Below are 25,626 nucleotides of genomic sequence, written 5' to 3' on the forward strand. Positions count from 1 at the left end.
GCTAATTGTTAGGTGGCAATAATTGTTAGTTGTTGATGTTAGATGCTAATTGTTAGGTGGCAATCGTTAGTAGCCAGGATGTTATTATTAAATCGTAATTAAATCTGTTTAACAGCTAGTTTTTATGCTAAAATATTGTTGATCTGGTAAAAAGACAGCTGATTATATAACTGTTAGTGGCACTGTAAAGTGAATTCTATTTTTTCAGAAGCTTCGTCATAAAACACATAGATTAATCCAACATCACCCCACATGAGTCCAGCATGCTCTTCCGAGTCAATTTGAAACAACAGTTTCATCGGTTTATTATCATGATCTGGTGTGCCCTCACCCTGAACCCAGTTAGGATAACCACCTATCTGACTTCTATACACCTGTTCACCCGCTAATTTTTCAGCTGCTTTCTGATAACTATCCCACGGTTCATCTTCATTTAGGACACAAGATAATTTCGAAGCATTTTTACTATAGATTTCAATCCCTTCCCAATCCGGTAATGATTGCACTGCTTTAAATGTTACCTCACAAAACTTAGTGAGTTCTGATTCAGTTGATTTATTAAGTTTTATAACCTGGTCAATATTTAATGTTTTATATATTCTCACCAGCCAGCCATCATTTTCAGTATCCCACGGAGACTCTTCCCAATCATAAAAAAACTGAACTAACTGAATATTATCCGGCAGGTTAACCTCACCATTATTAAAAACCTGAAAAATAAAGTCTAATTCCTGACCATCTTTCGTTTTCGGCCATTCTTCCTCCTTTTCAAAATAAGGCTGCCCACCAAAATGAGAAATCAGCTGTGTATTTTCTTTTAATTCTGAAGGTTTTGAAACGTTAATTTTTGTCGCTGACCTAATCAATGGTTTAATCAGATCTTCCAGATCTTTAAACGAAGTCAGGTTGTCCTTACTTAATTCTTCCCTGTATTTATCAAAATGCGAATCCATTTGTCTTTTTCTATTTCTTTTATAATCCCAGCTTTTGCAGCTTATTATTTCTCCTGTTTTTCAATCTAAGAGAACATTTACAAGGGTATAACTCTCGTTTTTACACTTAATTATTTCTCCTGTTTTTCAATCTAAGAGAACATTTACAAGGGTATAACTCTTGTTTTTGCACTTAATTATTTCTCCTGTTTTCCAATCCAACAAAACATTTACAAGGGTATAACTCTAGTTTGCATCATATAGATTATAACTTTTTTTGCATCATATAATTTATCCCGTCTTCCAGGAACACTCCAAATGTACTGAGGGAAATTTCAAAAGGCTATCATCCCGGTATAAAACAGGCTATGTGTGGGGGAACTCTTTGAGCACAAAAAAAAGCAACTACAGTTTCCGGACATTGATCCCGTTTGGGGATCGTCGACCGGAAACTGTAGTTGCTTTTTTTTGTGCCCTATTTCCCTGGTACTTACCTGTTATACTGAGTTTGATAGTACTTTTGATAGTTTCCTGAAGTAACATCACTTAACCAAGTTTCATTCTCCAAATACCACTCCACCGTCTTCTCTAACCCCTCTTCAAACTGCAAACTCGGTACCCAGTTCAACTTCTCCTGTAACTTCGTAGAATCAATCGCATACCTTAAATCATGACCCGCGCGATCCGTCACAAACGTAATCAGCTTTGCCGACTCACCCTCTGCCCTGCCTAACTTCTGATCCATAATCTTGCACAACAAATGTATCAGATCAATATTTTTCCACTCATTATGTCCGCCGATATTATAAGTTTCCCCGGTTTTAGCCTCATGGAAAATAACATCAATTGCACGTGCATGATCCTCTACCCATAACCAGTCGCGGATATTCTCTCCCTTACCATATACTGGTACGGGAAGGTTATTCTTAATATTATTGATAGCTAAGGGGATCAGTTTCTCAGGGAAATGGTGGGAGCCATAATTATTTGAACAGTTTGAGATTACTATATCAATACCATAAGTATCATGATAAGCTCTTACAAAGTGATCTGAAGAAGCTTTAGAAGCTGAGTAAGGACTATGAGGATCATATCCAGTGCTTTCAGTAAACATACCTGTATCACCTAATGCACCATATACTTCATCTGTTGAGACATGATAAAAACGTTTTGTGTTATAATCGCCTTTCCAGTATTCTCTGGCTGCATTTAACAGGTTAACAGTACCAATTACATTGGTCATTACAAATGCTGTAGGGTCAGTGATTGATCTGTCCACATGAGATTCTGCAGCAAGGTGAATCACCGCATCAAAGTTTTCCTTTTGGAATAGGGCATTGATCTCTTCTGCATCTGTAATGTCAGCTTTAACAAAACTGTAATTTGGGTTTGCCTCTATATCAGTTAAGTTAGCAAGGTTTCCTGCGTAAGTTAATTTATCCAGGTTTACGATTTGATAATCAGGATATTTATTAACGAACCTTCTCACCACGTGAGAACCGATAAATCCTGCGCCTCCTGTTATTAAAATTTTCTTCATTGTCTTATTTATACTTTTTTTTCTAGGTATGTCTTTATAATTCTTTTGGCAAGCCCAGCTCTGAAGCTGCCCTTGTCAAGTCGTACTGATCGAGTTTCTTTAAAACGATATTGAATTCTTCCTTCAGATCGTATTGCAAATCTTCGTGCAGCTTTATGTATTTTTTGTACAGTGCCAGTGTTGTTCTTAAAAAGTAGGTTTTCAGCCGGTCATTAAATTTTGCCATCGGTGAAAGCACACTCTCATTATATCCTGCTGGTATAGTCTTCAGTAAGTACAGTCTCAGTTCCGCTTCTGTATTAAGGTCTTTCGTCACTTTATAGTGATGGTTGACCCTGCCATTCAGCTTCCGGAGAATGAGCAGTGCATCTTTGGAAGTTGCCTTTCTCAGTTCGTTCAGCCACGCTACAGATTCATCAATTTCCTCTTGAAGTAATTGATGTCTTTCTTCCAGATCAGACTCATCTTCCAGGAGTTTAAAGTGGAGGTGCTCTGTCAGTACTTTATCTTTTGCGATCAGACGCAGCAGTAACTTATCCTTTTCTTTATCAGGAATAGCTGTTATTGCTGCTTTAAGGTCTTTATGATCTTTTAATAGCATTTAAAATGGGTTATCTTTGATGTAATTTTCCCAGGCCCATGCTGATGACATCATTTGATTAATGTCGAGTTCTGCTTTCCAGCCCAGTTGTTCGCTGGATTTAGTCACATCACCCCAAACCTGTTCAATATCGCCTTCTCTTCTTGCGCCTATGGTATAGTTCAATTGAGCGCCTGTAGATTTTTCAAAAGCACCGATGATTTCCAGTACCGAAGTACCTTTTCCTGTGCCCAGATTGAATACTTCATAGTTACTTTCTGCTTTACCGCTTTCCATGCGCTTAATTGCTGCAACGTGCGCTTTTGCAAGATCCACTACGTGGATGTAATCTCTGATTGCACTCCCGTCCGGGGTATTGTAATCGTTTCCGTAAACGGTAATCGGGCCGCGCTTACCTATAGCAGATTGTGTGATAAATGGAATCAGATTTTGAGGTACACCAATCGGCAATTCACCAATCAGCGACGTTTCATGCGCACCAACCGGGTTAAAATAACGCAAAGAGGTCACTTTTAAGCCTGGGGTAACGGCACAGGTTTCAGTCAGGATTTCTTCTGCGATCTGTTTGGTATTTCCGTAAGGTGATTCAGCTCTTTTAACAGGGGCATCTTCAGTTACAGGCAATTGATCGGGCTGTCCGTATACGGTGCAGGATGAAGAGAATACCAGGTCTATTTTACTATCAAATGCGTTAATCAGATTGATCAGTGAATAGAAGTTGTTTCTGTAGTATTTAAGTGGCTGTTGTACGGACTCTCCTACTGCTTTATAGGCCGCAAAGTGAATCACACCTGTAATATCAGGATGCTGGTCAACAAATTCCTTAACTTTCGCTTCATCACAAAGATCAAGTTCTACAAATTCTGGCTGCTGACCAAGGATAGTTTCCAGTTGTGTGAGAATCCTCCGGTTGGAGTTAGAAAAATTATCTACCAGGATGATTTCATAGCCTGCGTTGATCAATTCTACTGCGGTGTGAGAACCTATAAATCCTGTTCCTCCTGTAACTAATATTTTTCCCATTTCTAATTAGCGGTTGTATGTTGTAAAATCTTTATGTTCTTTATTTATCAATGCTTCAGCTGGCAGGCTTTTGAAATAAGCATAAGTAATTTTCAAACCTTCTGCACGGCTTATTTTTGGCTCCCAGTTCAGTAAGGCTCTCGCTTTAGTAATATCCGGTCTGCGTTGTTTAGGGTCATCCACCGGCAAGTCTTTGTAAATAACTTTTTGGGTAGTCCCGGTCAGCTTAATAATTTCTTCAGCAAACTGGCTGATCGTAATTTCATCAGGATTCCCAATGTTTACGGGCTGTGCGTAATCACTTAAAAGTAAGCGGTAAATACCTTCTACCAGATCGTCTACGTAACAGAAAGAGCGGGTTTGTGAACCATCACCGAAAACGGTAAGATCTTCTCCTCTTAGTGCCTGGCCAATAAAAGCTGGCAATACACGGCCGTCATTCAGACGCATCCTTGGCCCGTAAGTATTAAAGATACGAACGATACGTGTTTCAAGTCCGTGGAAGGTATGGTAAGCCATAGTCATCGCCTCCTGGAAACGTTTAGCTTCATCGTATACACCTCTCGGGCCTACAGGATTTACATTTCCCCAGTACTCCTCAGGCTGAGGGTTAACGCTTGGGTCACCATATACTTCTGAAGTAGAAGCAATAATCATCCTTGCTTTTTTATTTTTTGCCAGTCCCAGCAGATTATGTGTTCCTAATGAACCCACTTTCAGGGTCTGTATAGGAATTTTAAGATAATCTATCGGACTTGCAGGGGAAGCAAAGTGCAGGATATAATCCAGTTTGCCGGGTACATATACGAATTTAGAAACATCGTGATGAGAGAACTCGAAGTTCTCCAGGGCGAACAGATGTTCTATGTTCTGAAGGTCACCTGTAATCAGGTTATCCATCGCAATCACATGATAGTCTTCTTTAATAAACCGGTCACATAAATGCGAACCCAAAAATCCGGCTGCACCGGTAATCAATACTCTTTTACGCTCCATTAATCTATTAGTTTACGGCCTATGCTGTTGTAATAATATCCCAAATCAATCATCTTCTGTAAATCGTATAAGTTACGACCGTCAAAAATGACTTTGTTCGCTAATTTCTCTTCCATTCTTTCGAAGTCAGGATTACGGAAAACTGACCACTCTGTAGCAATCAGCAGGGCATCTGCACCTGTCAATGCTTCATATTGGTTAGGGGCATACTTCACTTTATCCCCAATCTGAGCTTTCACATTTTCCATTCCTTCAGGATCAAAAACGGTAACTGTAGCGCCGTGTTTAACCAGTTCATCGATAATGTATAAGGCTGGTGCTTCACGTATGTCATCAGTCTCCGGTTTAAAAGCAAGCCCCCACAATGCGAAATGCTTTCCTTTTAAATCGTCTTTGTAATAACGCAGCAATTTATCAACAAGTACAGTTTTTTGCTTTTCATTAATCTCCATAACTGCTTTCAGAATCTGGAAATCATATTTATTCTCTTCGGCCGATTTAGCCAAAGCCTGCACGTCTTTTGGAAAGCAAGAACCTCCGTAACCAATACCGGGAAACAGAAAACGTTTACCAATCCTGCCGTCAGAGCCTATTCCTTTACGGACAGCATCCACATCAGCCCCTACCAGTTCACAAAGGTTAGCCACTTCATTCATGAAAGTGATCTTTGTAGCCAGGAACGAGTTTGCGGCATACTTAGTCAGTTCTGAGGAACGTTCATCCATAAATAGAATCGGATTTCCCTGACGTACATAAGGTCCGTATAACTCGGACATTAGTTTCTGTGCACGTTCACTTCTTGTACCGATCACTACACGATCTGGTTTCATAAAATCTTCCACTGCCACGCCTTCACGCAGGAATTCAGGATTCGAAACCACATCAATCTGGATAGAAGTGTGTTCAGCGAATACAGCCTGTACTTTATCTGCTGTCCCAACAGGAACGGTAGATTTATTGACAATGACTTTGTATTCAGTTACCAGTTTGGCGATGTCTTTTGCTGCACCAAGAATGTAGGAAAGATCAGCTGCACCGTCTCCTCCGGGAGGCGTAGGCAAAGCCATAAAGATAATCTGCGCAGAAGCTACTGCCACTGCAAGATCAGTGGTAAAGGTTAATCTTTTTTGCTCAATATTTCTAAGGAATAACACGTCTAATCCTGGTTCATAAATAGGTATTTCCCCATTTTGCATTTTCAGAACCTTTGCTTCATTGATGTCAACACAAATCACAGTATTACCTGTTTCAGCAAGACAAGTCCCTGTTACAAGCCCTACGTACCCTGTTCCGATTACGGCAATTTTCATATAGATGTTTTAAAATATATTTAACTCGTTCAAATTAACTTAATGCCTGTCCCATTTGATCATACAAATTTCAACAGGCTCCCAGATACATCACACTAAAGCCTAACGACTTAACATATAATCAGAAAATTTTAAATTTTAATCAAGTATCTTCGGCTAAGATAATAAATAAACAACAAAATGCTTTTGCTTTATAATTTTGGTATCTCGCTTTACAGAGCGGTTATTTTCATCGCTTCATTCTTTAACCAGAAGGCTCAATTATTTCGGAAAGGCAGACAAAATATCTTTGATTTTATCGAAACAAAGGTAGATGGCAAACACAAACATGTCTGGTTTCATTTTGCATCGCTGGGCGAATTTGAACAGGGAAGAACTGTTCTGGAACAGCTGAAGAAAAACTATCCGGATAAAAAAATCATCGTTACTTTCTTCTCTCCTTCGGGTTACGAAATCCGTAAAAATTATGCGCTGGCGGATGGTGTTTTCTACCTGCCACTGGACACCAGAAAGAATGCAAGACAATTTATAGAGCTTATTCAGCCTGAGATTGCCATTTTCACAAAGTATGAGTTTTGGTTCCATTATTTTCAATTGCTTCACGAAAGAAAGGTACCGCTTTTGATTATCTCAGGAATCTTCAGACCTGACCAGTTATTTTTTAAATGGTATGGTGGTTTTTACCGCAGTATGCTTGATTGTGTAACTCATTTTTTTGTACAGAATACCGAGAGTGTGGAACTCCTGAGTGGGTTAAATTATCAAAATGTAAGTTTAAGCGGGGATACGCGTTTTGACAGGGTAGCGGAAAATGTATTAACGGTAAAATCTTTACCCTTGATTGAAAAGTTTTGCGGACAGGCCCCTGTTTTTATTGCGGGCAGCACGTGGCCTCAGGATGAGCAATTAGTAACTGCTTTAATTGCTGCTTATCCGCAATGGAAGTTCATTATTGCACCGCATGAGATTGATTCTGCCCATGTAGAGCAGCTGCTCAGATTAGTACCGGGAGCGTTACGTTATACGCAGTTGAATGCTCAGCTCCCTCAACCAGACAGCCAGGTGATGGTCATTGACAATATTGGCCTGCTTTCTTCGATTTACCAGTATGGAAAGATTGTTTATATCGGGGGTGGCTTCGGGGTGAGCATCCACAATACGCTGGAAGCCGCGGCTTTTGGTTTACCGGTGATCTTTGGCCCTAAGTACGATAAGTTTCATGAAGCAAAGGATTTACTGCGTTTGAATGCGGCGATTACCATCAAGTCGATGGATGAACTTTCTGCAGCTTTTGAAAAGCTACAGAAAGATACCAATGCCGGGCCTGCGGCGAAAAAATATGTGCAGGATAAAACTGGTTCTACCAAACAGATTTTAAGCTATCTGGAACAGTATGTTTAAGATTATTTCGAGTGATGGTCTTTAACCATTTTCACCAGGGCAGCAATCCATTGAGGATGATCGTTTAAGCTGGAAACCAACTGTACTTCTTCTCCTCCTAATTTCTTGAATTCTTCCCCGTATTCTACCGTTACTTCGTAAAGCGTTTCCAAACAATCTGCAACGAAAGCCGGACAGAAAACCAACAGTCTTTTTTTGCCTTTTGCGGCTAATTCTTTAAGGGTATCAGAAGTATAAGGTTGTACCCATGGTTCTTTTCCTAACCGGGATTGAAAACACACAGAGTACTGTGTAGCCGGGATATTCAGTTCGGCAGCAATCAGCCTTGCGGTATCATGGCATTGTGCAGAGTAACAGAATTTATTCACATCTGTTAGCGTAGCACAGCAATCGGCGCTTTTAAGACAGTGCTGACCGGAGTGATCACATTTTTTAAGCTGACGTTCTGGTAAACCGTGGAAACTGAATAAGATCTGATCGTAAGTTTCCGGCTGATATTTCTTTGCATTGTCAGCAAATGTACTGATCATCATTTCGTTATCATGGAAAGAGTTTACGAACGATACCGGCGGAATAGTTTGCCATTTACCGACGATCTCCATGACTTTCTGAATGACTGATCCGGTACTCGCTGAAGCGTATTGAGGGAATAAAGGGATAACCTGGATGCTTTCTACCAGTCCTGCTTTCATGCGCTCTAATGCCGCTTCAATGGATGGGCTTTGATAACGCATAGCCAGTTCTACGTGATAGTCTGAGCCTAGTTGTTCCTGAACTAATGCGGCTTGTATTTTACTGTAATATAAAAGGGGTGAGCCATTTTCATCCCAGATTTCTTTATAAAGTTTAGCAGTTTTTGGACTACGGAAAGGCACAATAACTCCTTTTACTAATAATGTCCTGCTAAATGTGCTAATGTCAATTACGCGTTCATCCATCAAAAACTGATCAAGATATTTACGCACATCTTTTACTTCCGGACTATCCGGAGTTCCCAAATTCACTAATAATACACCCTTTTTTCCCATAGTTTATGTAAAGAATCAGCACTGATATAAATCAGAAGTTGATTTCTGCAGCAAATATACATTATGCCTGATTTGCCTTAGAACGGCTTTTGAATAATTACTTTTTAATGATGAACAATTTAGTTAAAAAGACTCCAGTTTGGCTTTTACCTGCTCCATCAGCCACATCGGGGTTGAGGTAGCTCCGCAAATACCAATTTTATCGTTTACACTAAACCAGCTCATATCCAGTTCTTCTATATTAGAAATGAAGTAAGAGTGTTCATTGTATTTTTTACAAACATCGTAAAGGACTTTTCCGTTAGATGATTTTTTACCGGATACAAAAATTATCCTGTCATAGTTGACTACAAAATTCTCCAGGTCTTCGTAACGGTTAGAGACTTGCCTGCAAATCGTATCATTGGCTTTCACTTCATATCCGCGGCTTAATAGCTGTTCTTTGATGTAATAGAATTTATCTGTGCTTTTAGTAGTCTGACTGTAAAGGGTAAATTTACCGGGTAAATCTACATGATCGAGTTCGGCAAGATCCTGGAAAACGATGGCATTACCATCTGTTTGTCCTTGTAGTCCGATCACTTCTGCATGACCATGTTTCCCGAAGATCAGAATCTGCTCTTTATCGTCATAGGAGTTTTTAATCCTGTTTTGCAGTTTCAAAACAACCGGACAGGAAGCATCAATTAAAATCAGGTCATTTTCCAGTGCCAGCTGATAGGTAGAAGGTGCTTCTCCATGTGCCCTGATCAGTACCTTTTCATTGCGGAGCTGCTGTAATTGTTCGTGGTCAATGATCCGCAGGCCTTTATCGGTTAAACGCTTTACTTCTTCATCGTTGTGAACAATATCACCAAGGCAGTATAAGTAGTCTTCTTCAGCCAAAATATCTTCAGCCATTTCTATAGCATATACTACCCCGAAACAGAATCCTGAGGCTTTATCTATGGTAACGGCTAAATCGTATTTCATGTTCTTTGTTTTCAATTGATACTACAAAATTACACAAAAAGAGTTTCATATCAATGTCAGTTATTTTTTGCGTGGCTGAAAGATCCTGATCGAGATCGCCTTCAGCAAGGAAATGACCAGAAAAATCATTTGTATGGGATGAAGCAAAACATTCCACAGCGCATTTTGGCCGGACAGGAAAGAAATCATAATCCTGCTCAGGAAAATAAGCCCAACCGGAAGGATCAGTAATCTGTAATCATAATCAGCCAGAATATAAAGCGGCCCACCTATAAGCAGCAGCAGGTACAAAAGGGCTACCAAGCTATTATTCCCGAAGTTCCTTAACAGGCGCTGGCCTGTTTTATGAATTAAATCGTTTTGGTTCTCGGACACATAACTATATATCAATTGATTACCAACCAGGGTTTCTGCTTTAAGTTTTTCTTGTTTAACGGCTTTAACGATTTCCAGTGCTTCGGGTATCTCCCCTTTCATCCGGCGGTGCCATTCGTATTTTTTATAGATGGCAGCATCAAAAAACATGCACTGGTTTGTGCCTGCGGAAAATGCCGGGCTGGAAAAAAGACGGATGAGCCTGAGGGGAATTAAATTCAACAGCACAAAGTTATGGAGTGGCAGTAAACAGTAATTGAAGAATCCGCTGATAGATTGGGTAGGAATGATGTTGAGCAGCGTCAGGTTAAAAACTTTAGTCCGGTAAATCAAACTATTGATCAATCCATCGCAAATGATGGTATGAGTACCTAAAAACAAGAAATAATCTCCGGTGGCTTCATCTTCGACTGCACCTGTTTTCTGCTTTCTGAAATTAAAGCGGCGGTCGGCTGCACAAAAACTGGCCAGTGCTGCAGATTGATCTGCATTTTCATGGCGCTGAATAATAACTTCAATGTCGTAGTAGTCTTGTGCTTTAATGGTGTTAAGCAGTTCCAGTAAAACCGCAGTATCGGGTGTAGCTTCAATCAATATCGAAACCTTGTCATCGAAATGCCTGCCATAAATGCCCAGTTTAGGATTAGACAGGAAATTAAATACAGTGACAGAGAACCGAAGGACAAGAAAAATAAGGATGATATAGATCGTGGTGAGAATAAGCATACTAGCTTAAATAAACACCATCCTCCTGCCCTGCTACGTCAAGAACGACATCTACATGCTCTTTTAACACAGTAGCCATCTGCAGACCTACGAAATCGGTCGCTACCGGGTATATTTTATGACTTCTGTCGACGAGCACAACTGTACGGATCTTTTTATGGGGGGTATTCAGGAATACACCAAAGCCATAAGCCAGGGTTTTACCGCTGTTCAGCACATCATCAACAAGGATAATTACTTTATTTTTCACTTTAGCCGGCTCCAGGTCAGTAGTTGCTTTAAGGCAGCTGTTCTCTTTTTCCAGGTCAATTTTAAGCATAGTCACCGTCAGGTCAGAGATTTCCAGTAAAACTGTTTTTAGCCTGAGGGCAAGTTTATATCCTCTGTCCCATATTCCTGCAAGCACAATTTCCTTCTCATTTAAATTGTCCTCCAGGATCTGATAAGCCATACGGTTAATTTTCTGCTGAATTTGTTTTTTATCTAGAATAAGTAATTGTGAATCGGCCATCTAAATTATGATTGTTTTAAGGGACAAAAAGAAGGATTTATTATCTCAACCAAATATCAGAAAAATAATTTCAAATTGTTGCAACGTTTACAAGGTCTGTGCGTCTAATTTGTATAAACTAATAAAACCAAGATGATGAAGTCGAATTTTTTACTCAAACCAACACTGCTTTTACTGATCACTGCTTCTTTCAGTGCATTTACTTTAAAAGCTCAGGATACTAAAAACATAGCTTTAAGTAATGTTTCTGGGGTAAGTGTCCATGCAGGCATTGACTTATTTATTACACAGGGCAATACGGAATCTGCTAAAATCGTAGCCAATAAAGATTTTATCAACGAAGTCGTTGTAGAAAACAATGGCGGAAATGTAAAAGTGTCCTGGAAAGAAAATCGTGGTTCAGATTTTATGAAAAATAAAAGTGCCAAGGTCTATCTTACTTATAAAACACTAAATAGTATAGCTGCAAGCAGCGGAAGCTCTTTAAAGACCGAAAACACTTTAAAAACTGGTTCACTTGATGCTAAGGTTTCTTCTGGTGCAAGTATGACAGCGAGTATCGTTTGTAAGGATCTTCAGATAAAATCGAGCAGCGGGGCTTCCTCTTCTTTTTCCGGAACAGCGTCTAATCTGGATGTTAAAGCAAGTTCTGGTGCTAATGTAAAAGCTTTAGACCTAAAAACTGACTACGCAAATGCAACGGCCAGTTCTGGTGGAGATATTGAAATCAATGTAGCAAAAGCATTGGAAACTACTTCAAGCAGTGGTGGTAGTATCAATTATAAAGGAGGGGCAAGTTTAAAAAACAACTCTTCCAGAAGTGGTAATGTGAACAGGATAAATTAATTTTTGAGTTTTTAAACAGAAAACCCTGACCTATTTGCCATTGGTCAGGGTTTTTTTATTACTTTTTATAAGGGTAAAATATAAAATTGGCTCCTTCGGGAACAATAACAAAGACACACATAAAGTCTTCTGGCTTTTTATAATTCTTCAGAAAGAGTTCTTTAAGCTCAGGTTTTATGATCCCTTTTTCTATAAATTCTTCAAACATCGAAGCCTGGATATTCCAGTTGGTATTCAGTTCTTCTTTGTTTAAAATCATTTCCCCTATAGATACGGTATGCTGGTGTGCTACAAATATCGGATTCTGAGATACTCCTTCAGCAATAATTTCCAATGCAATCTCTCTGATAGATTCTGCGTAAAGTTCCAGATCTTTTTCCAGGCTAACTAACGGGCTAACCTTTTTTTCAGTTTTCCCTTCTTCAGGCTGTTGAGGCAATAACTCTTCTATATCCATCTGTGCTAATTTATTTGATTAGATTTAATAAAACAACGTTTTCTACGTGTTGTGTGTGCGGAAACATGTCAACCGGTTTAATACGGCTTACTTCATATTTCTCTTTCAGTAAAGCCAGATCCCTTGCTTGTGTGGCTGCATTACAGCTTACATAAACAATTTTCTCTGCTTCCATTTCTAATAGTCTTTCGACTACATCGGTGTGCATTCCTGCGCGTGGCGGGTCAGTAATGACCACATCTGGTTTACCGTGTGCTGCAATAAAGTCTGTAGTCAGAATATCCTTCATGTCACCTGCATAGAAAACAGTGTTTTCAATGCCGTTCAATTCTGAGTTGAATTTAGCATCTTCTATAGCTGTTGGCACATATTCTACACCGATAACCTGTTTTACACTGCCTGCAATAAAATTGGCGATTGTTCCTGCTCCTGTATAAAGGTCATAAACCAATTCGTCGCCTTTAAAACCTGCAAATTCTTTAGTGATTTTATAAAGTTCGTGTGCTTGCAGTGAGTTGGTCTGATAGAATGACTTCGCTCCGATCTTAAATTTAAGCCCATTCATTTCTTCGAAGATATAATCTCTTCCTGCATAGGTAATTACCTCCTGATCAAAGATAGTATCGTTCTTTTTCTGATTAAGAATGTAAAGCAGGGAAGTTATTTCAGGGAAATTAACTTTCAGGTGTTCCATTAAACCGTTCACCTGCTCTGGTTCTGCATAAGCAAAAACAACCACAACCATCACTTCTCCTGTAGAAGAGGTACGGATAATCAGGTTTCTCAGGCTTCCTTCGTGGTTACGAAGATCATAAAAGCTTAAATCATTTTTAAGCGCATAAGCTCTTACTTCATTCCTTAAAGTGTTTGATGGTTCTGCTTGCAGGTAGCAATGCTGAATATCAAGGATCTTATCAAAACGCAACGGAACGTGAAAACCGAGTGCATTCATTTCCAGATCATCACGATCTGTCATATCCTGCGCGTTTAACCAGCGTTTGTTGGAAAAAGTATATTCGAGTTTATTACGGTAGTATTTGTTTTCAGCAGAACCTAAAATTGGCTCCATAGAAGAGGTGTCTACTTTTGCAAGACGCTGTAGTGCTGCTTCAACATTTTTTTGTTTGAAGTGCAGTTGCGCGTCATATTGCATGTGCTGCCATTTGCAACCGCCGCAAGTACCAAAATGCTCACAGAATGGATCTGTCCGCAGGTCTGAAGCTGTATGCAGTGTTTCAATAACTGCTTCTGCAAAATTCTTTTTCTTTTTTACGATTTTGACATCAACGATATCACCTGGTACGGCTTTATCTACAAACACAACTAATTCATCTGCTTTGGCTACTCCTTTGCCTTCTTCAGCAATATCAATTATACTTAAATTGGGCAGGATGGTAACCGTTCCAGCTTTTCTATTTCTACTCATTCTGCTGCAAAGCTAAAACTTGTATTTAACAGTTCCTATTTTTTTTAGCTTCCTGAATAGTAAGATGATAAATTTACAACGGATAATCAGGGCACAATGATTTTATCTGGCTATAATTATACCCATCAGCGTGGTGAAATCGACTGGTTAGCTCCCAATTCCGAAAACCTTCAGGATAATTCCTAAAAGGCCTCCGTCAAGGTTAAAGCTAACATCGAACTTCTCTTCTACCAGGATTGAAATCTCTAAAACCTCTTTGCTCATTGTAAATGATGTTACAAAGTAAATATAGAGGTTTATATACCGAAAACCAAATTGGTATATATGCTTGATATTAACAAATTATGAACAGTTTATACCCTGATCCTAAAGTGCTGCTTTAACGAGAAAAGGCAGCATTTCTTTTTGGAAGCTGACAAAGTTCTTACGAACGTCTGAATCGCTTACAGAAGTAAAGGCGAAGGAGAAGACTATACTTTTACTTGCTTTCAATAAAAATGCAAGCCCTTCTCTTCTGGATGGATTATTCTTAAAATGATCCAGGCCAAGGTAGGCGGAAAGCAGTAAGGATTCCAGCTGGTCTGAAAGATGTTTAAGGAACTCTTGTGAATTGGCATTTTCCCTGACAAAATCCCACCCGATAAATTCGTTGCAAACGGTATAGGTGAGCCTGCAGGTTTTCATAACCAATGCTTTAAGGTGTTCTTCTTCATCAACAAACTGTGCTTTGTTTTTTAATATTTCATGCAAATTAAGGTCAAGATAGTCCATCAGAATAGCATCTAATACTTGTTCCTTGCTTTCAAAATATTTATAAATGGTTGCTTTGGCTATTCTTGCTTTTTTTGCAATCTCATTTACGCTGGTTTTATGATACCCGTATTTCCTGAATAGTTCTTTGGCAGCTCTAATGATGCTCTCTTTTATTTTTTCTGGTTCCATCAATTAGTGACTCGGTAACTGTTATTTCCTGAAATAGTTATATTATATGTTCTCAACGCTGCTTTAGCAGGTGCTTTTGTTGGCGTACCGTCTATCAGGGAGTATTTAGCGCCCGAACATGGATCAACCACATTATAAGGATTTTCGATAGTCACTGCGCACCTGTTTTCCGGATTTACAGTACTGCAACGGTCATAAGCTTTATAACTATACCCCCCGCTACCATCAAGACTTACATTGTACGCAATAATCACTCCTGCAACCCCACCATCGATTAAAATTGCACCCTTTGCTTTCAGATCTGATAATTGCCCGGGGGTAAAAAAACCAATAATATCGACACCTACATTAGGCACCAGGTTGGTTTGCTTTCCACATGCGGAAAATAAAAAAAGTACTAAAAGAAGGCCTGCAATTTTTCTCATAGATTGGTTTTAAATCAACGAAGTTTTAAATTGTTTCAGGAAACGCTGATCGTTTTCTGAGAATAAGCGTAAGTCTTTGATCTCAAATTTTAAGTTCGCAATACGCTCGATACCCATACCGAATGCAAATCCACTATATTTTTCACTGTCAATACCACAGTTTTCCAATACATTCGGATCTACCATACCACAGCCTAATATCTCTACCCAGCCGCTATATTTACACAACTGACAGCCTGCTCCTTTACAAATGGTACAGGAAATGTCCATTTCTGCAGATGGTTCTGTGAAAGGGAAATAGGAAGGGCGGAAACGTACTTTAGTACCTTCACCGTATAGTTCCTGCACGAAATAGAAAAGGGTTTGTTTTAAATCTGCAAATGATACATTCTCATCTACGTACAAGCCTTCTACCTGGTGGAAGAAACAATGTGCTCTTGCAGAGATTGCTTCATTACGGTAAACGCGTCCTGGCATTAATGCTCTGAAAGGTGGTTTCCCGGCTTCCATCATCCTTACCTGCACAGAAGAAGTATGTGTCCTTAAGGCAATATCCCCATGCTCTCCGCCTTTTTTTATGAAAAAAGTGTCCTGCATATCTCTTGCCGGGTGTTCTTCTGGAAAGTTTAAGGCAGAAAAGTTGTGCCAGTCGTCTTCTATTTCAGGTCCCTCAGCTACAATAAATCCAAGTTTACTGAAAATATCTACAATCTCTCTTCTAACCAAAGCCAGCGGGTGACGGGCACCTACTTCAAAACCTGCACCAGGAAGTGTTAAGTCCAGGCCAGCGTCCTTTCTGGTCAGTTCTGCTGAGTCTTGTTCTTTAAGTGCCTGGTATTTTGCTTCTGCAAGTTGTTTAAACTCATTCAGAACTTTTCCAAGTGTTCTCTTTTCTTCCGGAGATACGGCTTTAAATTCATCAAAAATATCTTTTATAATTCCTTTAGTGCCAAGGAATTTTATTCTGAACTGTTCTAATTCGTCTGCATTTTCCGTAGAAAAAGCATTTATTTCCGTAGTATATTCTGTAATCTTAGCTTGCAACATGATGCCAAATATACAGCTATTTCATTAATATATTAATAACCGGCAAATGCGAATTATTTTTGACGTTAAAACAAGAAACCGCCATTCCTGCTGAGGGAATGGCGGCTGGTCTTTAGTTTATATAGAATAGACTTAAGAGATTACTTTCAATTCTTTTCCTACTTTAATGAAAGCGGCGATAGCTTTATCTAAATGATGTTGTTCATGACCTGCAGAAAGCTGTACTCTGATACGTGCTTTCCCCTGAGGAACAACAGGATAATAGAATCCAATCACATAAATACCTTCTTCCAGCATTTTTGCTGCAAATTCCTGTGCAAGTTTAGCGTCGTATAACATCACCGGCACAATCGGGTGAATACCTTCTTTAATATCAAATCCGGCTGCTGTCATTTCCTGACGGAAATAAAGTGTATTGTGTTCTAATTTATCTCTTAGTGCTGTACTTTCATTTAAGAGTTCCAATACGGCAACTGAAGCACCGGCAATTGCAGGAGCCAGTGTATTAGAGAATAAATAAGGTCTTGAACGCTGACGAAGCATGTCAATAATTTCTTTTTTCCCTGCTGTAAAACCGCCGGAAGCACCACCTAGTGCTTTACCTAAAGTACCTGTAATAATATCAATTCTATCAATTACGCCACAGTGTTCATGTGTTCCTCTGCCTGTTTTCCCCATAAATCCGGAACAGTGAGATTCATCAATCATAACCAGTGCTTCATATTTATCTGCTAAATCACAGATTTTATCCAATTGTGCAATGGTTCCATCCATAGAGAATGCGCCGTCTGTAACGATAATACGGTGACGGCAGGAAGCTGCTGCTTTAAGCTGCTCTTCCAGGTCTGCCATATCGCTATGTTTATAACGGAAACGTTTTGCTTTACACAAACGTACACCGTCAATGATAGAAGCGTGGTTCAGTTCGTCAGAGATAATGGCATCCTGATCGTTGAACAAGGGTTCAAATACTCCTCCATTGGCATCAAAGGCTGCTGCATATAGTATAGTATCTTCTGTACCCAAGAATTCAGATAGTTTTTGCTCTAATTCTTTATGTACATCCTGAGTTCCACAGATAAAGCGGACAGATGACATTCCATAACCATATTTATCAATTGCAGCTTTCGCAGCAGCAGTTACTCTTGGATCTGAAGACAAGCCCAGGTAGTTATTAGCGCAAAAATTCACCACTTCCTGACCAGTACTTACTTTGATATCAGCTCCCTGAGGTGTGATGATTACTCTTTCCCGTTTGTATAATCCGTCTTTTTCTATTTGTTCTAATTCCTGTTGAAGAACAGGTTGCAGTGTTTTATACATATATGCTAGTTATTTGATGCTTCCAAAGTTATAAAAATATCAATTTAGAAGCCTTTTAATTTTAGCCTTCTCCTATAATCACTAATTAAATTTCCAATTGATCAGGCTTAATGGTTATTTCGGACACTAATTCTTAAGAATGTCCGAATAATAATTCAGGCAGCATACTTTAAAAGAATTTTATTTCGTATCTTGCAATAAATTATAAAGTAAGGATAATTTAGCTTAACTTTATAATCTGCATTAAATTAACAATTAATTATCCCAATTAGATAAATGACTGATAATCAAAGACAATATTTCGGACCCAGATTGAAAGAAATCCGGTTAGCAAAGAAAATGACGCTTCAGGAATTCTATAGCCCGATAGCTAAACACGTAAACAACTTCTCGCCTATAGAAAATGGCTCGAGAATGATAGGTAAAAGGCTGTCAGAGGATGTGATAAAACATTATCATATCAATGAAAACTGGCTGGCCACTGGTGTGGGGAAAATATATTCAATAGACGAACTGCTTAAAGAAACCAATAGCTTAAACACAGCACCAGAAGAAGGTGTTCCTTTTATTAATGTAAATCCTTCAGATTTTGCCTCCGGGGAACTTAATTTTTTAAAGGAGAAGCCCGAATATTATGTGAACTTCCGTCCTTTTAATGATTGTGATGCTTATCTTCCGGTCTATGGAGACAGTATGTACCCAAAGTATTCAAGCGGGGAAATAATAGCCATCAGAGAGGTTGTGAACAAAGACATTATCCAATGGGGAGAAGCCTATTTGATCATGGCAGACGAAAGTGCGAACAATATTACAACTGTAAAATTACTGTTTGAGCACGCTATTCCGGGTAAGATTGTACTGCGCGCAGCGAACACAGACTATAAAGGAGATACGATTCTGGATAAGCAGTCGATTAACCGGTTATTCATTGTCAAAGGGAAGATTACCAGAAATCAGCTATAGGATGAATCATGGCTGTATTTGAGATTAAGGGACAGTTGTCTCCCAACCGTTCGCAGAGAATTATTGTATCTTTGTCTGTATATTTTTAACTAAAAAAAAGACTATATGTCAATCACATCAGCAGATGAATTATTAGGGATGCAGCGGGTAAGTGATGCTGTTGCAAACACACTCAGACAAATGCGTGAATTCGCTCAACCCGGCATATCAACTAAAGAACTGGATGAATTCGGAGGAAAAATACTAGCTGGTTATGGCGCGAAGTCCGCTCCAAAACTAACTTATGGATTTCCGGGATGGACTTGTATCAGTATTAATAACGAGGCTGCGCATGGTATTCCTTCTGAGGAAAAGATACTTGCAGATGGCGACCTGGTTAATATAGATGTCTCAGCTGAACTGAATGGGTTTTGGGCAGACAATGGAGGTTCTTTTGTATTGGGAGACGATATAAATAATCATCAGCCATTAGTGGATGCTTCGAAAGACATCCTTTATAAAGCAATCAGCAAGATTAAAGGTGGGGTTAAGATTGCCGATATTGGCAGGTTGATAGAAACTGAGGCAAGGAAACATGGTTTTACTGTAATCCGTAATTTAGCTGGTCATGGTGTTGGCCGTAGTCTGCATGAATCTCCGGACTGCATTTTGAACTGCTACGATAAATACAATACCCAGAGGTTTAAGAAAAACTCAACGGTAGCTATAGAAACTTTTATCGCCACAACCTCCAACATGGCTATTGAGCAGGCAGACGGCTGGACATTAAAAGGAAATAAAGGCGGCTTTGTAGCGCAGCATGAGCATACGATATTAGTAACTGATGGGGTCCCTGAAATTCTGACCAGCGCTAATAAAATATAATTAAATTATTCAGGAGAAAAGAGGGGCACTTCAGCAGGGGTGCCCCTCTTTTTTTTGTGAAATTCAGTATTAATTAACTAAATTAATGGCACTAAAATAAAATTACTCTTATCAATCTCATACAAGGGCTTATGGTAGCGAAACATGTCATCCTGGTTTTCTTAACAACATTCACATTAATTTCCTGTCACAGTGCAAATCATAAAAATATGGAGCCCATTAACAATGAAAAACTTGTAAGAGTTTATTTTGAACATTTCAATAAGCATGACTGGGTAAAAATGGCCGATATATATGCTGAAACTGCATTGTTCAAAGACCCCTCTTTAGGAAAAGGAGTTGTAACACAAAAAAGAGAACAGACTGTAAAAAAATATAGTGAGCTAAGTCAGCAGTTTCCGGATGTCAAAGACAGCATATTGAATATTTATCCTTCAGGAGATAAAAATATAATTGTAGAATTTGTTTCAAGCGGAACAGCACCCGATAATTCTAAATTTGAATTGCCAATTTGTACGATCTTCACAATTGAAAATGGGTTAATTACCAAGGATTTCACTTATTATGATAATTCTCAGGAATAATAGCTAATTCCCGGGAGTAATAGTTTAATTAAGAACAGACCAAAAACAAGAAAGGGATGTTCCATCCAGACACATCCCTTTTCTAACCAAATATAAACCTGTATGAACGGGTTTTTCTTTTCTGTATCTGAAACAGATACACAGTATTATCTATCTAAAAATTGAGCCAGTTTAAGAAAAGACTTATTTCTTATATATTATAGGGGAAACATCCACTAACTGACCTGATTATGAACATATTCGTATGATTATGAAGTCTAAATGACCTGTTTACTACTCAAATATCACGAAAACAATCAGTTCCTATCTAATAATTAACAATTTTTAACAATAGCCTGATACCAATTGCAATTACTATAGGAAATCGAAGAATTAAACGCTGCTCAAAACCAATTATTGTGATTATTATACAGAAATAGCACGTAATGACACTAATTCAATATATAATCCTTTTCAGGTATTGGTGTTTTAAGTTCACGCTCAGAAAGTTCCAGTAAAGTATTTTCTATCATCCTGCAAAGTGAGTTTAAAGCAAGATCGTTGGGTTCTAATCCAAAAGGGTCTTCCAGTTCATCTGCTACCGCTTCTAAAGCCACAAAAGTATAGGCTATAAAAGAAACAATAACGGGCATCATCCAGCCTAAACTATCTACAAAACCAAATGGCAGTAAGAAACAGTAGATGTAAACAGTGCGGTGGAGCAATACTTTATAAGTGTAGGGGATTGGGGTACTGGCAATCCGCTCGCATCCACCAAGAATATTTGATAGTTCACTTAAATTCTGGTCAAAACTGACTGTAAGAATAGAATCAAGATCACCCTTTAGTCTATGCTTCCTGATCCAAAACCCCATTTCCTTAATCAACATAGCAGGTTTGTATATTGCAGGTTTCAATTTATCAGCTAAGCCTGCTCCCGAGATTTCAGCAATATCATTTGTAGCATCTGTATGACGTAATTGATGCTTCAGCGCATAAGTAAATGAAATCATCAAATCGACAAAGGTGTTGACTTCCTCTGTATTTGCTGTTTGAGACAGGGTCTGCGCTTGCCTGGTCAGGGAACGCGTAGTATTCAATAAAGAACCCCACAATTTTCTGCCTTCCCAAAACCGATCATAACTCACATTATTTCTAAAACCAAAGAAAATAGCCAGTGCAATTCCAAAAAGTGTGAACGGGCCCGGATTCAACTGTATTTTATAGTTAAAGAATGAGCCTCGAAAATAGACGATGACAATAGAGATCAGCAACAAAAGCAATAATCGAAAGAGAATCTGAGGTAAGACAGATCCTTTCCAGATGAAAAGCATTCTTAGCCAGTTTTCCTTTTTCCTGATGATCATAAGTTCCGGTTTTAATTTTTCTATTTTCTATCTGTTGCAATGAGGTAATTTGGGTCTTCCAGAATATTAACTTCAATTACTGCGGCTGCATCTTGTAACAAACGTCTGCAATCTGCACTTAAGTGTCGCAATTGCAAAGTTTTGTTGGCTTCAAAGTACCTTTTTGTTAATTTATGAATAGCATCTATGGCCGACATATCAGCTATTCTGCTTTCTTTAAAATCTATAATGATATGCGCCGGATCTGAAGAAATATCAAACTGTTCATTGAATGTACTCACCGATCCGAAAAATAAAGGACCAAATAGCTCATAATGAACCGCCCCGTTTTGATCTGTATATTTATTGACACGCATACGTTTTGAACTCTCCCAGGCGAAAACGAGTGCTGAAATGATTACCCCAATCAACACGGCCAATGCCAGGTTGTGCAGCCAAACTGTAATCCCGGCAACCAGTATCCCTACAAAAATATCCTGTTTGGGCATTTTGTTTATAATCCTGAAACTCATCCATTCAAAGGTGCCTATTGCAACCATAATCATCACCCCTACCAGTGCTGCCATAGGTACTCTTTCAATAATTGGTGCTCCCCAGATAATGATGACAAGAATAGTAAGCGCAGCAACAATACCCGACAAACGTGCCCTTGATCCTGCCGAAAGATTAACCAGGGTTTGGGCAATCATCGGGCAACCGCCCATTCCAAAAAAGAAGCCGTTTAGCATATTAGCCCCGCCCTGAGCGATACATTCCTTACTGCTGTTCCCTTTTGTTTCAGTAATTTCATCTACCAGGTTCAGTGTAAGCAGCCCCTCTGTTAGTCCTACACCTGCCATAATCAGTGCAAATGGAAAGATTATACTTAGCGTATGCAGATTGAAGGGAACCGAAGGAATATGAAAAGGAGGAAAACCACCACTTACTGCAGCAATATTTCTTACAATTTTAGTGTCAATACCTAATGTCAATACGATAATAAATACAACAATTATAGCGACAAGTGAGGAAGGAACAGCTTTGGTAAGTTTAGGTAATAAAACTACAATAGCTATAGTCAAAGCAACCAAACCAAGCATAATCCAAAGTGGATTACCAGAGAGCCATGCTGAATGTCCATTGACTACAGTTTTGAACTGCTCTATCTGCGACATAAAAATAATAATAGCCAGACCGTTTACAAAACCAAACATGACGGGCTGAGGAACAAGCCTGATAAATTTACCCAGCTTAAAAATCCCTACCAATATTTGAAATACTCCAGCCAATGCAACCGCAGCAAAAACATATTCTATACCCTGAGATTTCATCAGCGCAATCAACACAATTACTGTAGCACCTGCACCTCCTGAAACCATTCCCGGCCTGCCGCCAAAAACAGCTGTAACCAATCCCATAATAAAGGCAGCATATAAGCCTGCCAGGGGAGGAAATCCACCAAGAATAGCAAAGGACAGGGATTCGGGTATCATGGTCATAGCGACCGTTAAACCAGCAAGAATTTCTACTTTATAATCAATCTTTTGGGTAAAGTCGAAAAGATTTAGTTTTGACATCATTATAGGTCAAAGCTAATCAATAAAATTAAAATGAACAGGCGATAGCCTTTCAAGATTAAGGAAAGCAGGAAAAATTATAGAAGACAATTGTATTGCTCAGAAATGAGTTTTTTGTCTTGCAAGAGCGATATGCTGCGTGTAGTAAAACCTGCCATTAAAAAATGGCAGGTTTTACTTAATGACTTTAGTAGCCTGATTATGTGTATTCGGGTTGTGATTTTTTTTCTTGGTGATTTTGTAAGTTCCTAAAATAAGCATCGAAGCTGCTACAACAGTAAAAAGGAAATAAAATGATCTCTTATCCATACATTAAAAATTTAAATTGAAGATGTGCAAAACCTGTGCCTATAATTATTTGCAGGAGAAATTCTATTCTGAATGAGAAGCGGAAGAATTTAGAAGAGCAAATGGTAAGGCACTGATTGTTAACCCTAATTTAAAAATAATTAAGAATAATAACAAATAATTCAACAAAAATCAGAAAATTTATTTTGGTAAAGGAGAGGTCTGATCAGCATCAATCGCTTGCCAAATCATATCCTTTAACTCTACAAGCCCTTTTTGTGCAACTGAAGAAATAAATACTGAAGGAATATTTGCAGGAAGATCTTTCTTAATTTCTGCGACCAGCTCATCATCCAGCATATCAGATTTAGTGATCGCCAGTAAATGAGGTTTTTGCATTAACTCCGGATTATAGTCAAGCAATTCTGATTTAAGAATTTCGTACTCTTCTGTGATCGTTCTGTTGGTATCTGCAGGAACCATAAATAAAAGGACAGAGTTACGCTCAATATGACGTAAGAAACGGTATCCTAAACCTTTTCCTTTAGATGCACCTTCAATAATACCTGGAATATCAGCCATCACGAATGATTTATTCGCACGGTAAGATACAATGCCCAGGTTAGGGACAAGCGTTGTAAAAGGATAGTCAGCAATTTCAGGCTTAGCAGCTGAAACCACAGAAAGTAATGTAGATTTTCCAGCATTAGGAAATCCTACTAAACCAACGTCAGCTAAAACTTTTAATTCAAGTACAACCCATTGTTCGGTACCTGATTCTCCAGGTTGTGCGAAACGTGGTGTTTGTAAGGTAGAAGTTTTAAAATGCCAGTTTCCAAGACCTCCCCTGCCTCCTGCAGTCAGGATTTCAGTTTGTCCGTCTTCGGTAATTTCAAAAAGATCTTCTCCGGTTTCAGCATCTTTAGCGATAGTCCCCAGGGGAACATCAAGATATTCGTCTTTACCAGATTTACCTGTACTGGTAGAACTTGAACCAGGTCCGCCATCGGTAGCAAGAATGTGCTTGCGGTATTTTAAGTGTAAAAGGGTCCAGAACTGGGCGTTGCCTCTCAGGATAATATGTCCGCCTCTACCACCATCACCACCATCCGGACCACCTGTTGAGGTCATCTTATCACGGTGTAAATGCGAAGATCCTGACCCTCCTTTTCCTGAACGGCAGCATATCTTAACATAATCTACAAAATTCGAACCCTGTGACATAACCTTTTATTTTTTCTTACCAATAAAAATAGCGGGAAGAACTTACATCCGTCCCGCTATTCATTATATTATTTTAATTAATATTTATCAAGCACCCCGCACAATTCAGCAAAGATTTCATCAATCTTACCGATGCCGTTCACTTTTCTTAACTTGTTCTGTGCTTCATAATAAGGCAAAACATGAATTGTTTTGCTAAAATACTCATCAATACGCTTTTGTAATTTGTCTGCATGATCGTCAACTCTGTTAGTTAATTTCTGACGTTCGGCAATCCGTTTTGTCAGTTCAACCTGGTCAACGTCTAATGCAATTACAACTGCGATAGAACTTCCTTTACTCACTAAAAACTCATCTAATGCTGCTGCCTGAGCTACTGTTCTCGGGAAACCGTCAAAGATAAATCCCTTAGCTTCAGGATTTTTATCTACTTCTTCTTCCAGCATAGCAATCGTAATCTCATCGGGAACAAGCTGTCCGTCTGCGATAAGCGCGCTTACTTGTTGACCAAGCGGGCTTTGATTTGTGATATGTGCTCTGAAAAGATCACCTGTAGAAATATGTATCAATTGATAACGATCAATCAATTTTTGTGATTGGGTGCCTTTACCTGCACCCGGTGGGCCAAAGAGAACAAAATTTAGCATTTGGGTTGTCTTTAAAATTTTAAAAGCCTTTCCGCAATTGACAGTAAGGCTTTTCAGTTGATTATATTAGCTTCTAAAAAAAGGAGATTTAACCACTGAAAACAATTTATTTATTTTTGTTAATTTAAATCACATTAATCCCTGACTATATCCTCAGCAAATTGTACTGAACAAACAAGAAAAGGTTTAAGTTATAAATCAGCCTTAGCCAAAAAGACGAGCCTTTTGTTCCGATTGACCATTTTCCTTCAGAAGAATTCAGTGCTATTAACA

Annotated in this window: 27 protein-coding genes; 5 read left to right on the plus strand and 22 right to left on the minus strand. The window is 38.9% G+C overall.

Annotation, left to right across the window (positions count from 1 at the left end):
- Positions 1–173: 173 nt before the first annotated feature.
- The 6 genes from LY11_RS15135 to LY11_RS15160 form a co-directional block, all read right to left on the minus strand.
- The gene (locus LY11_RS15135) at positions 174–953 is read right to left on the minus strand and encodes a DUF1963 domain-containing protein (RefSeq protein ID WP_111634512.1); all 780 of its coding nucleotides are present in this window, start codon (positions 951–953) and stop codon (positions 174–176) included.
- Between the two features lie 469 nt (positions 954–1,422).
- Complete coding sequence (rfbB, locus tag LY11_RS15140) at positions 1,423–2,472, minus strand: dTDP-glucose 4,6-dehydratase (protein ID WP_111634513.1); 1,050 nt, start codon at positions 2,470–2,472, stop codon at positions 1,423–1,425.
- Positions 2,473–2,506: 34 nt separating this feature from the next.
- Positions 2,507–3,073: a hypothetical protein gene (locus LY11_RS15145; RefSeq protein WP_111634514.1), complete on the minus strand. Its 567-nt coding sequence runs from the start codon at positions 3,071–3,073 to the stop codon at positions 2,507–2,509.
- On the minus strand, positions 3,074–4,096 hold the full coding sequence (gene galE / locus LY11_RS15150; RefSeq protein WP_111634515.1) for a UDP-glucose 4-epimerase GalE: 1,023 nt from the start codon (positions 4,094–4,096) through the stop codon (positions 3,074–3,076).
- Positions 4,097–4,102: 6 nt separating this feature from the next.
- Entirely contained in the window at positions 4,103–5,092 is a 990-nt protein-coding gene (locus tag LY11_RS15155; RefSeq protein ID WP_111634516.1) for a UDP-glucuronic acid decarboxylase family protein, read from the minus strand.
- Positions 5,092–6,402: a UDP-glucose dehydrogenase family protein gene (locus LY11_RS15160; RefSeq protein ID WP_111634517.1), complete on the minus strand. Its 1,311-nt coding sequence runs from the start codon at positions 6,400–6,402 to the stop codon at positions 5,092–5,094. Before LY11_RS15160 ends, LY11_RS15155 begins: the two co-directional genes overlap by 1 nt.
- A 180-nt stretch (positions 6,403–6,582) precedes the next feature.
- Here LY11_RS15160 and LY11_RS15165 point away from each other — a divergent pair, with 180 nt between their 5' ends.
- Positions 6,583–7,803 (plus strand): 3-deoxy-D-manno-octulosonic acid transferase, encoded by a 1,221-nt coding sequence (locus LY11_RS15165; protein WP_111634518.1) that lies wholly within the window; start codon positions 6,583–6,585, stop codon positions 7,801–7,803.
- A gap of 2 nt (positions 7,804–7,805) precedes the next feature.
- On the opposite strand, the gene hemH is transcribed toward LY11_RS15165, so the two are convergent.
- The 4 genes from hemH to LY11_RS15185 form a co-directional block, all read right to left on the minus strand.
- Positions 7,806–8,831 (minus strand): ferrochelatase, encoded by a 1,026-nt coding sequence (hemH, locus tag LY11_RS15170; protein WP_111634519.1) that lies wholly within the window; start codon positions 8,829–8,831, stop codon positions 7,806–7,808.
- A gap of 123 nt (positions 8,832–8,954) precedes the next feature.
- Positions 8,955–9,803 (minus strand): 4-hydroxy-3-methylbut-2-enyl diphosphate reductase, encoded by an 849-nt coding sequence (locus tag LY11_RS15175; protein ID WP_111634520.1) that lies wholly within the window; start codon positions 9,801–9,803, stop codon positions 8,955–8,957.
- 60 nt (positions 9,804–9,863) lie between these two features.
- A complete protein-coding gene (locus tag LY11_RS15180; RefSeq protein WP_111634521.1) occupies positions 9,864–10,904 on the minus strand; it encodes a glycosyltransferase family A protein in 1,041 nt (346 codons plus the stop codon).
- A 1-nt stretch (position 10,905) separates the two neighbouring features.
- Positions 10,906–11,415, minus strand: coding sequence for a phosphoribosyltransferase family protein (locus LY11_RS15185; protein ID WP_111634522.1), 510 nt, complete (start codon positions 11,413–11,415; stop codon positions 10,906–10,908).
- 132 nt (positions 11,416–11,547) lie between these two features.
- On the opposite strand from LY11_RS15185, the gene LY11_RS15190 reads away from it, so the two are divergent.
- The gene (locus LY11_RS15190; protein ID WP_111634523.1) at positions 11,548–12,261 is read left to right on the plus strand and encodes a head GIN domain-containing protein; all 714 of its coding nucleotides are present in this window, start codon (positions 11,548–11,550) and stop codon (positions 12,259–12,261) included.
- 58 nt (positions 12,262–12,319) lie between these two features.
- Here the strand turns inward: LY11_RS15190 and LY11_RS15195 are convergent, their stop codons facing one another.
- The 7 genes from LY11_RS15195 to kbl form a co-directional block, all read right to left on the minus strand.
- Positions 12,320–12,718 (minus strand): hypothetical protein, encoded by a 399-nt coding sequence (locus LY11_RS15195; protein ID WP_111634524.1) that lies wholly within the window; start codon positions 12,716–12,718, stop codon positions 12,320–12,322.
- A gap of 10 nt (positions 12,719–12,728) precedes the next feature.
- Positions 12,729–14,144, minus strand: a complete 1,416-nt coding sequence (gene rlmD / locus LY11_RS15200; protein WP_111634525.1) for a 23S rRNA (uracil(1939)-C(5))-methyltransferase RlmD — start codon at positions 14,142–14,144, stop codon at positions 12,729–12,731.
- 147 nt (positions 14,145–14,291) lie between these two features.
- A complete protein-coding gene (locus LY11_RS15205; protein WP_068406897.1) occupies positions 14,292–14,408 on the minus strand; it encodes a phenylalanyl-tRNA synthetase subunit alpha in 117 nt (38 codons plus the stop codon).
- Positions 14,409–14,510: 102 nt separating this feature from the next.
- The gene (locus tag LY11_RS15210) at positions 14,511–15,086 is read right to left on the minus strand and encodes a TetR/AcrR family transcriptional regulator (protein ID WP_068406893.1); all 576 of its coding nucleotides are present in this window, start codon (positions 15,084–15,086) and stop codon (positions 14,511–14,513) included.
- Positions 15,086–15,511, minus strand: a complete 426-nt coding sequence (locus LY11_RS15215; RefSeq protein WP_111634526.1) for a Rieske (2Fe-2S) protein — start codon at positions 15,509–15,511, stop codon at positions 15,086–15,088. The genes LY11_RS15210 and LY11_RS15215 overlap by 1 nt, the downstream gene beginning before the upstream one ends.
- Positions 15,512–15,520: 9 nt before the next feature.
- A complete protein-coding gene (pheS, locus tag LY11_RS15220) occupies positions 15,521–16,558 on the minus strand; it encodes a phenylalanine--tRNA ligase subunit alpha (protein ID WP_111634527.1) in 1,038 nt (345 codons plus the stop codon).
- A 132-nt stretch (positions 16,559–16,690) separates the two neighbouring features.
- On the minus strand, positions 16,691–17,881 hold the full coding sequence (gene kbl, locus LY11_RS15225; RefSeq protein WP_111634528.1) for a glycine C-acetyltransferase: 1,191 nt from the start codon (positions 17,879–17,881) through the stop codon (positions 16,691–16,693).
- A gap of 276 nt (positions 17,882–18,157) precedes the next feature.
- On the opposite strand from kbl, the gene LY11_RS15230 reads away from it, so the two are divergent.
- The 3 genes from LY11_RS15230 to LY11_RS15240 all read left to right on the plus strand — a co-directional run bounded on the left by LY11_RS15230 (position 18,158) and on the right by LY11_RS15240 (position 20,292).
- Positions 18,158–18,844 carry a S24 family peptidase gene (locus LY11_RS15230; RefSeq protein WP_111634529.1) on the plus strand — a complete coding sequence of 229 codons (687 nt, stop codon included), beginning with the start codon at positions 18,158–18,160 and terminating at the stop codon, positions 18,842–18,844.
- Positions 18,845–18,949: 105 nt separating this feature from the next.
- Positions 18,950–19,708 carry a type I methionyl aminopeptidase gene (gene map / locus LY11_RS15235; RefSeq protein WP_111634530.1) on the plus strand — a complete coding sequence of 253 codons (759 nt, stop codon included), beginning with the start codon at positions 18,950–18,952 and terminating at the stop codon, positions 19,706–19,708.
- A gap of 131 nt (positions 19,709–19,839) precedes the next feature.
- Positions 19,840–20,292 carry a nuclear transport factor 2 family protein gene (locus LY11_RS15240; RefSeq protein ID WP_245952789.1) on the plus strand — a complete coding sequence of 151 codons (453 nt, stop codon included), beginning with the start codon at positions 19,840–19,842 and terminating at the stop codon, positions 20,290–20,292.
- Between the two features lie 431 nt (positions 20,293–20,723).
- Here LY11_RS15240 and LY11_RS15245 read toward each other — a convergent pair whose 3' ends face one another.
- The 5 genes from LY11_RS15245 to LY11_RS15260 form a co-directional block, all read right to left on the minus strand.
- Entirely contained in the window at positions 20,724–21,638 is a 915-nt protein-coding gene (locus LY11_RS15245) for a bestrophin family protein (protein WP_111634531.1), read from the minus strand.
- Between the two features lie 20 nt (positions 21,639–21,658).
- On the minus strand, positions 21,659–23,197 hold the full coding sequence (locus LY11_RS15250; RefSeq protein WP_111634532.1) for a SulP family inorganic anion transporter: 1,539 nt from the start codon (positions 23,195–23,197) through the stop codon (positions 21,659–21,661).
- Between the two features lie 171 nt (positions 23,198–23,368).
- Positions 23,369–23,503: a hypothetical protein gene (locus LY11_RS27185; protein ID WP_262510930.1), complete on the minus strand. Its 135-nt coding sequence runs from the start codon at positions 23,501–23,503 to the stop codon at positions 23,369–23,371.
- Between the two features lie 180 nt (positions 23,504–23,683).
- Positions 23,684–24,706: a GTPase ObgE gene (obgE, locus tag LY11_RS15255; protein WP_068406814.1), complete on the minus strand. Its 1,023-nt coding sequence runs from the start codon at positions 24,704–24,706 to the stop codon at positions 23,684–23,686.
- A 77-nt stretch (positions 24,707–24,783) separates the two neighbouring features.
- The gene (locus LY11_RS15260) at positions 24,784–25,353 is read right to left on the minus strand and encodes an adenylate kinase (RefSeq protein WP_111634533.1); all 570 of its coding nucleotides are present in this window, start codon (positions 25,351–25,353) and stop codon (positions 24,784–24,786) included.
- Between the last annotated feature and the right edge of the window lie 273 nt (positions 25,354–25,626).

This window comes from Pedobacter cryoconitis, assembly GCF_003259615.1.
GTDB lineage: Bacteria > Bacteroidota > Bacteroidia > Sphingobacteriales > Sphingobacteriaceae > Pedobacter > Pedobacter cryoconitis.

Excerpts from the sequence above, each read along its gene's own strand:
- LY11_RS15135 (WP_111634512.1), bottom strand. The coding sequence starts at position 953 with ATGGATTCGCATTTTGATAAATACAGGGAAGAATTAAGTAAGGACAAC.
- rfbB (WP_111634513.1), bottom strand. The coding sequence starts at position 2,472 with ATGAAGAAAATTTTAATAACAGGAGGCGCAGGATTTATCGGTTCTCAC.
- LY11_RS15145 (WP_111634514.1), bottom strand. The coding sequence starts at position 3,073 with ATGCTATTAAAAGATCATAAAGACCTTAAAGCAGCAATAACAGCTATT.
- galE (WP_111634515.1), bottom strand. The coding sequence starts at position 4,096 with ATGGGAAAAATATTAGTTACAGGAGGAACAGGATTTATAGGTTCTCAC.
- LY11_RS15155 (WP_111634516.1), bottom strand. The coding sequence starts at position 5,092 with ATGGAGCGTAAAAGAGTATTGATTACCGGTGCAGCCGGATTTTTGGGT.
- LY11_RS15160 (WP_111634517.1), bottom strand. The coding sequence starts at position 6,402 with ATGAAAATTGCCGTAATCGGAACAGGGTACGTAGGGCTTGTAACAGGG.
- LY11_RS15165 (WP_111634518.1), top strand. The coding sequence starts at position 6,583 with ATGCTTTTGCTTTATAATTTTGGTATCTCGCTTTACAGAGCGGTTATT.
- hemH (WP_111634519.1), bottom strand. The coding sequence starts at position 8,831 with ATGGGAAAAAAGGGTGTATTATTAGTGAATTTGGGAACTCCGGATAGT.
- LY11_RS15175 (WP_111634520.1), bottom strand. The coding sequence starts at position 9,803 with ATGAAATACGATTTAGCCGTTACCATAGATAAAGCCTCAGGATTCTGT.
- LY11_RS15180 (WP_111634521.1), bottom strand. The coding sequence starts at position 10,904 with ATGCTTATTCTCACCACGATCTATATCATCCTTATTTTTCTTGTCCTT.
- LY11_RS15185 (WP_111634522.1), bottom strand. The coding sequence starts at position 11,415 with ATGGCCGATTCACAATTACTTATTCTAGATAAAAAACAAATTCAGCAG.
- LY11_RS15190 (WP_111634523.1), top strand. The coding sequence starts at position 11,548 with ATGATGAAGTCGAATTTTTTACTCAAACCAACACTGCTTTTACTGATC.
- LY11_RS15195 (WP_111634524.1), bottom strand. The coding sequence starts at position 12,718 with ATGGATATAGAAGAGTTATTGCCTCAACAGCCTGAAGAAGGGAAAACT.
- rlmD (WP_111634525.1), bottom strand. The coding sequence starts at position 14,144 with ATGAGTAGAAATAGAAAAGCTGGAACGGTTACCATCCTGCCCAATTTA.
- LY11_RS15205 (WP_068406897.1), bottom strand. The coding sequence starts at position 14,408 with ATGAGCAAAGAGGTTTTAGAGATTTCAATCCTGGTAGAAGAGAAGTTC.
- LY11_RS15210 (WP_068406893.1), bottom strand. The coding sequence starts at position 15,086 with ATGGAACCAGAAAAAATAAAAGAGAGCATCATTAGAGCTGCCAAAGAA.
- LY11_RS15215 (WP_111634526.1), bottom strand. The coding sequence starts at position 15,511 with ATGAGAAAAATTGCAGGCCTTCTTTTAGTACTTTTTTTATTTTCCGCA.
- pheS (WP_111634527.1), bottom strand. The coding sequence starts at position 16,558 with ATGTTGCAAGCTAAGATTACAGAATATACTACGGAAATAAATGCTTTT.
- kbl (WP_111634528.1), bottom strand. The coding sequence starts at position 17,881 with ATGTATAAAACACTGCAACCTGTTCTTCAACAGGAATTAGAACAAATA.
- LY11_RS15230 (WP_111634529.1), top strand. The coding sequence starts at position 18,158 with ATGACTGATAATCAAAGACAATATTTCGGACCCAGATTGAAAGAAATC.
- map (WP_111634530.1), top strand. The coding sequence starts at position 18,950 with ATGTCAATCACATCAGCAGATGAATTATTAGGGATGCAGCGGGTAAGT.
- LY11_RS15240 (WP_245952789.1), top strand. The coding sequence starts at position 19,840 with ATGGTAGCGAAACATGTCATCCTGGTTTTCTTAACAACATTCACATTA.
- LY11_RS15245 (WP_111634531.1), bottom strand. The coding sequence starts at position 21,638 with ATGATCATCAGGAAAAAGGAAAACTGGCTAAGAATGCTTTTCATCTGG.
- LY11_RS15250 (WP_111634532.1), bottom strand. The coding sequence starts at position 23,197 with ATGATGTCAAAACTAAATCTTTTCGACTTTACCCAAAAGATTGATTAT.
- LY11_RS27185 (WP_262510930.1), bottom strand. The coding sequence starts at position 23,503 with ATGGATAAGAGATCATTTTATTTCCTTTTTACTGTTGTAGCAGCTTCG.
- obgE (WP_068406814.1), bottom strand. The coding sequence starts at position 24,706 with ATGTCACAGGGTTCGAATTTTGTAGATTATGTTAAGATATGCTGCCGT.
- LY11_RS15260 (WP_111634533.1), bottom strand. The coding sequence starts at position 25,353 with ATGCTAAATTTTGTTCTCTTTGGCCCACCGGGTGCAGGTAAAGGCACC.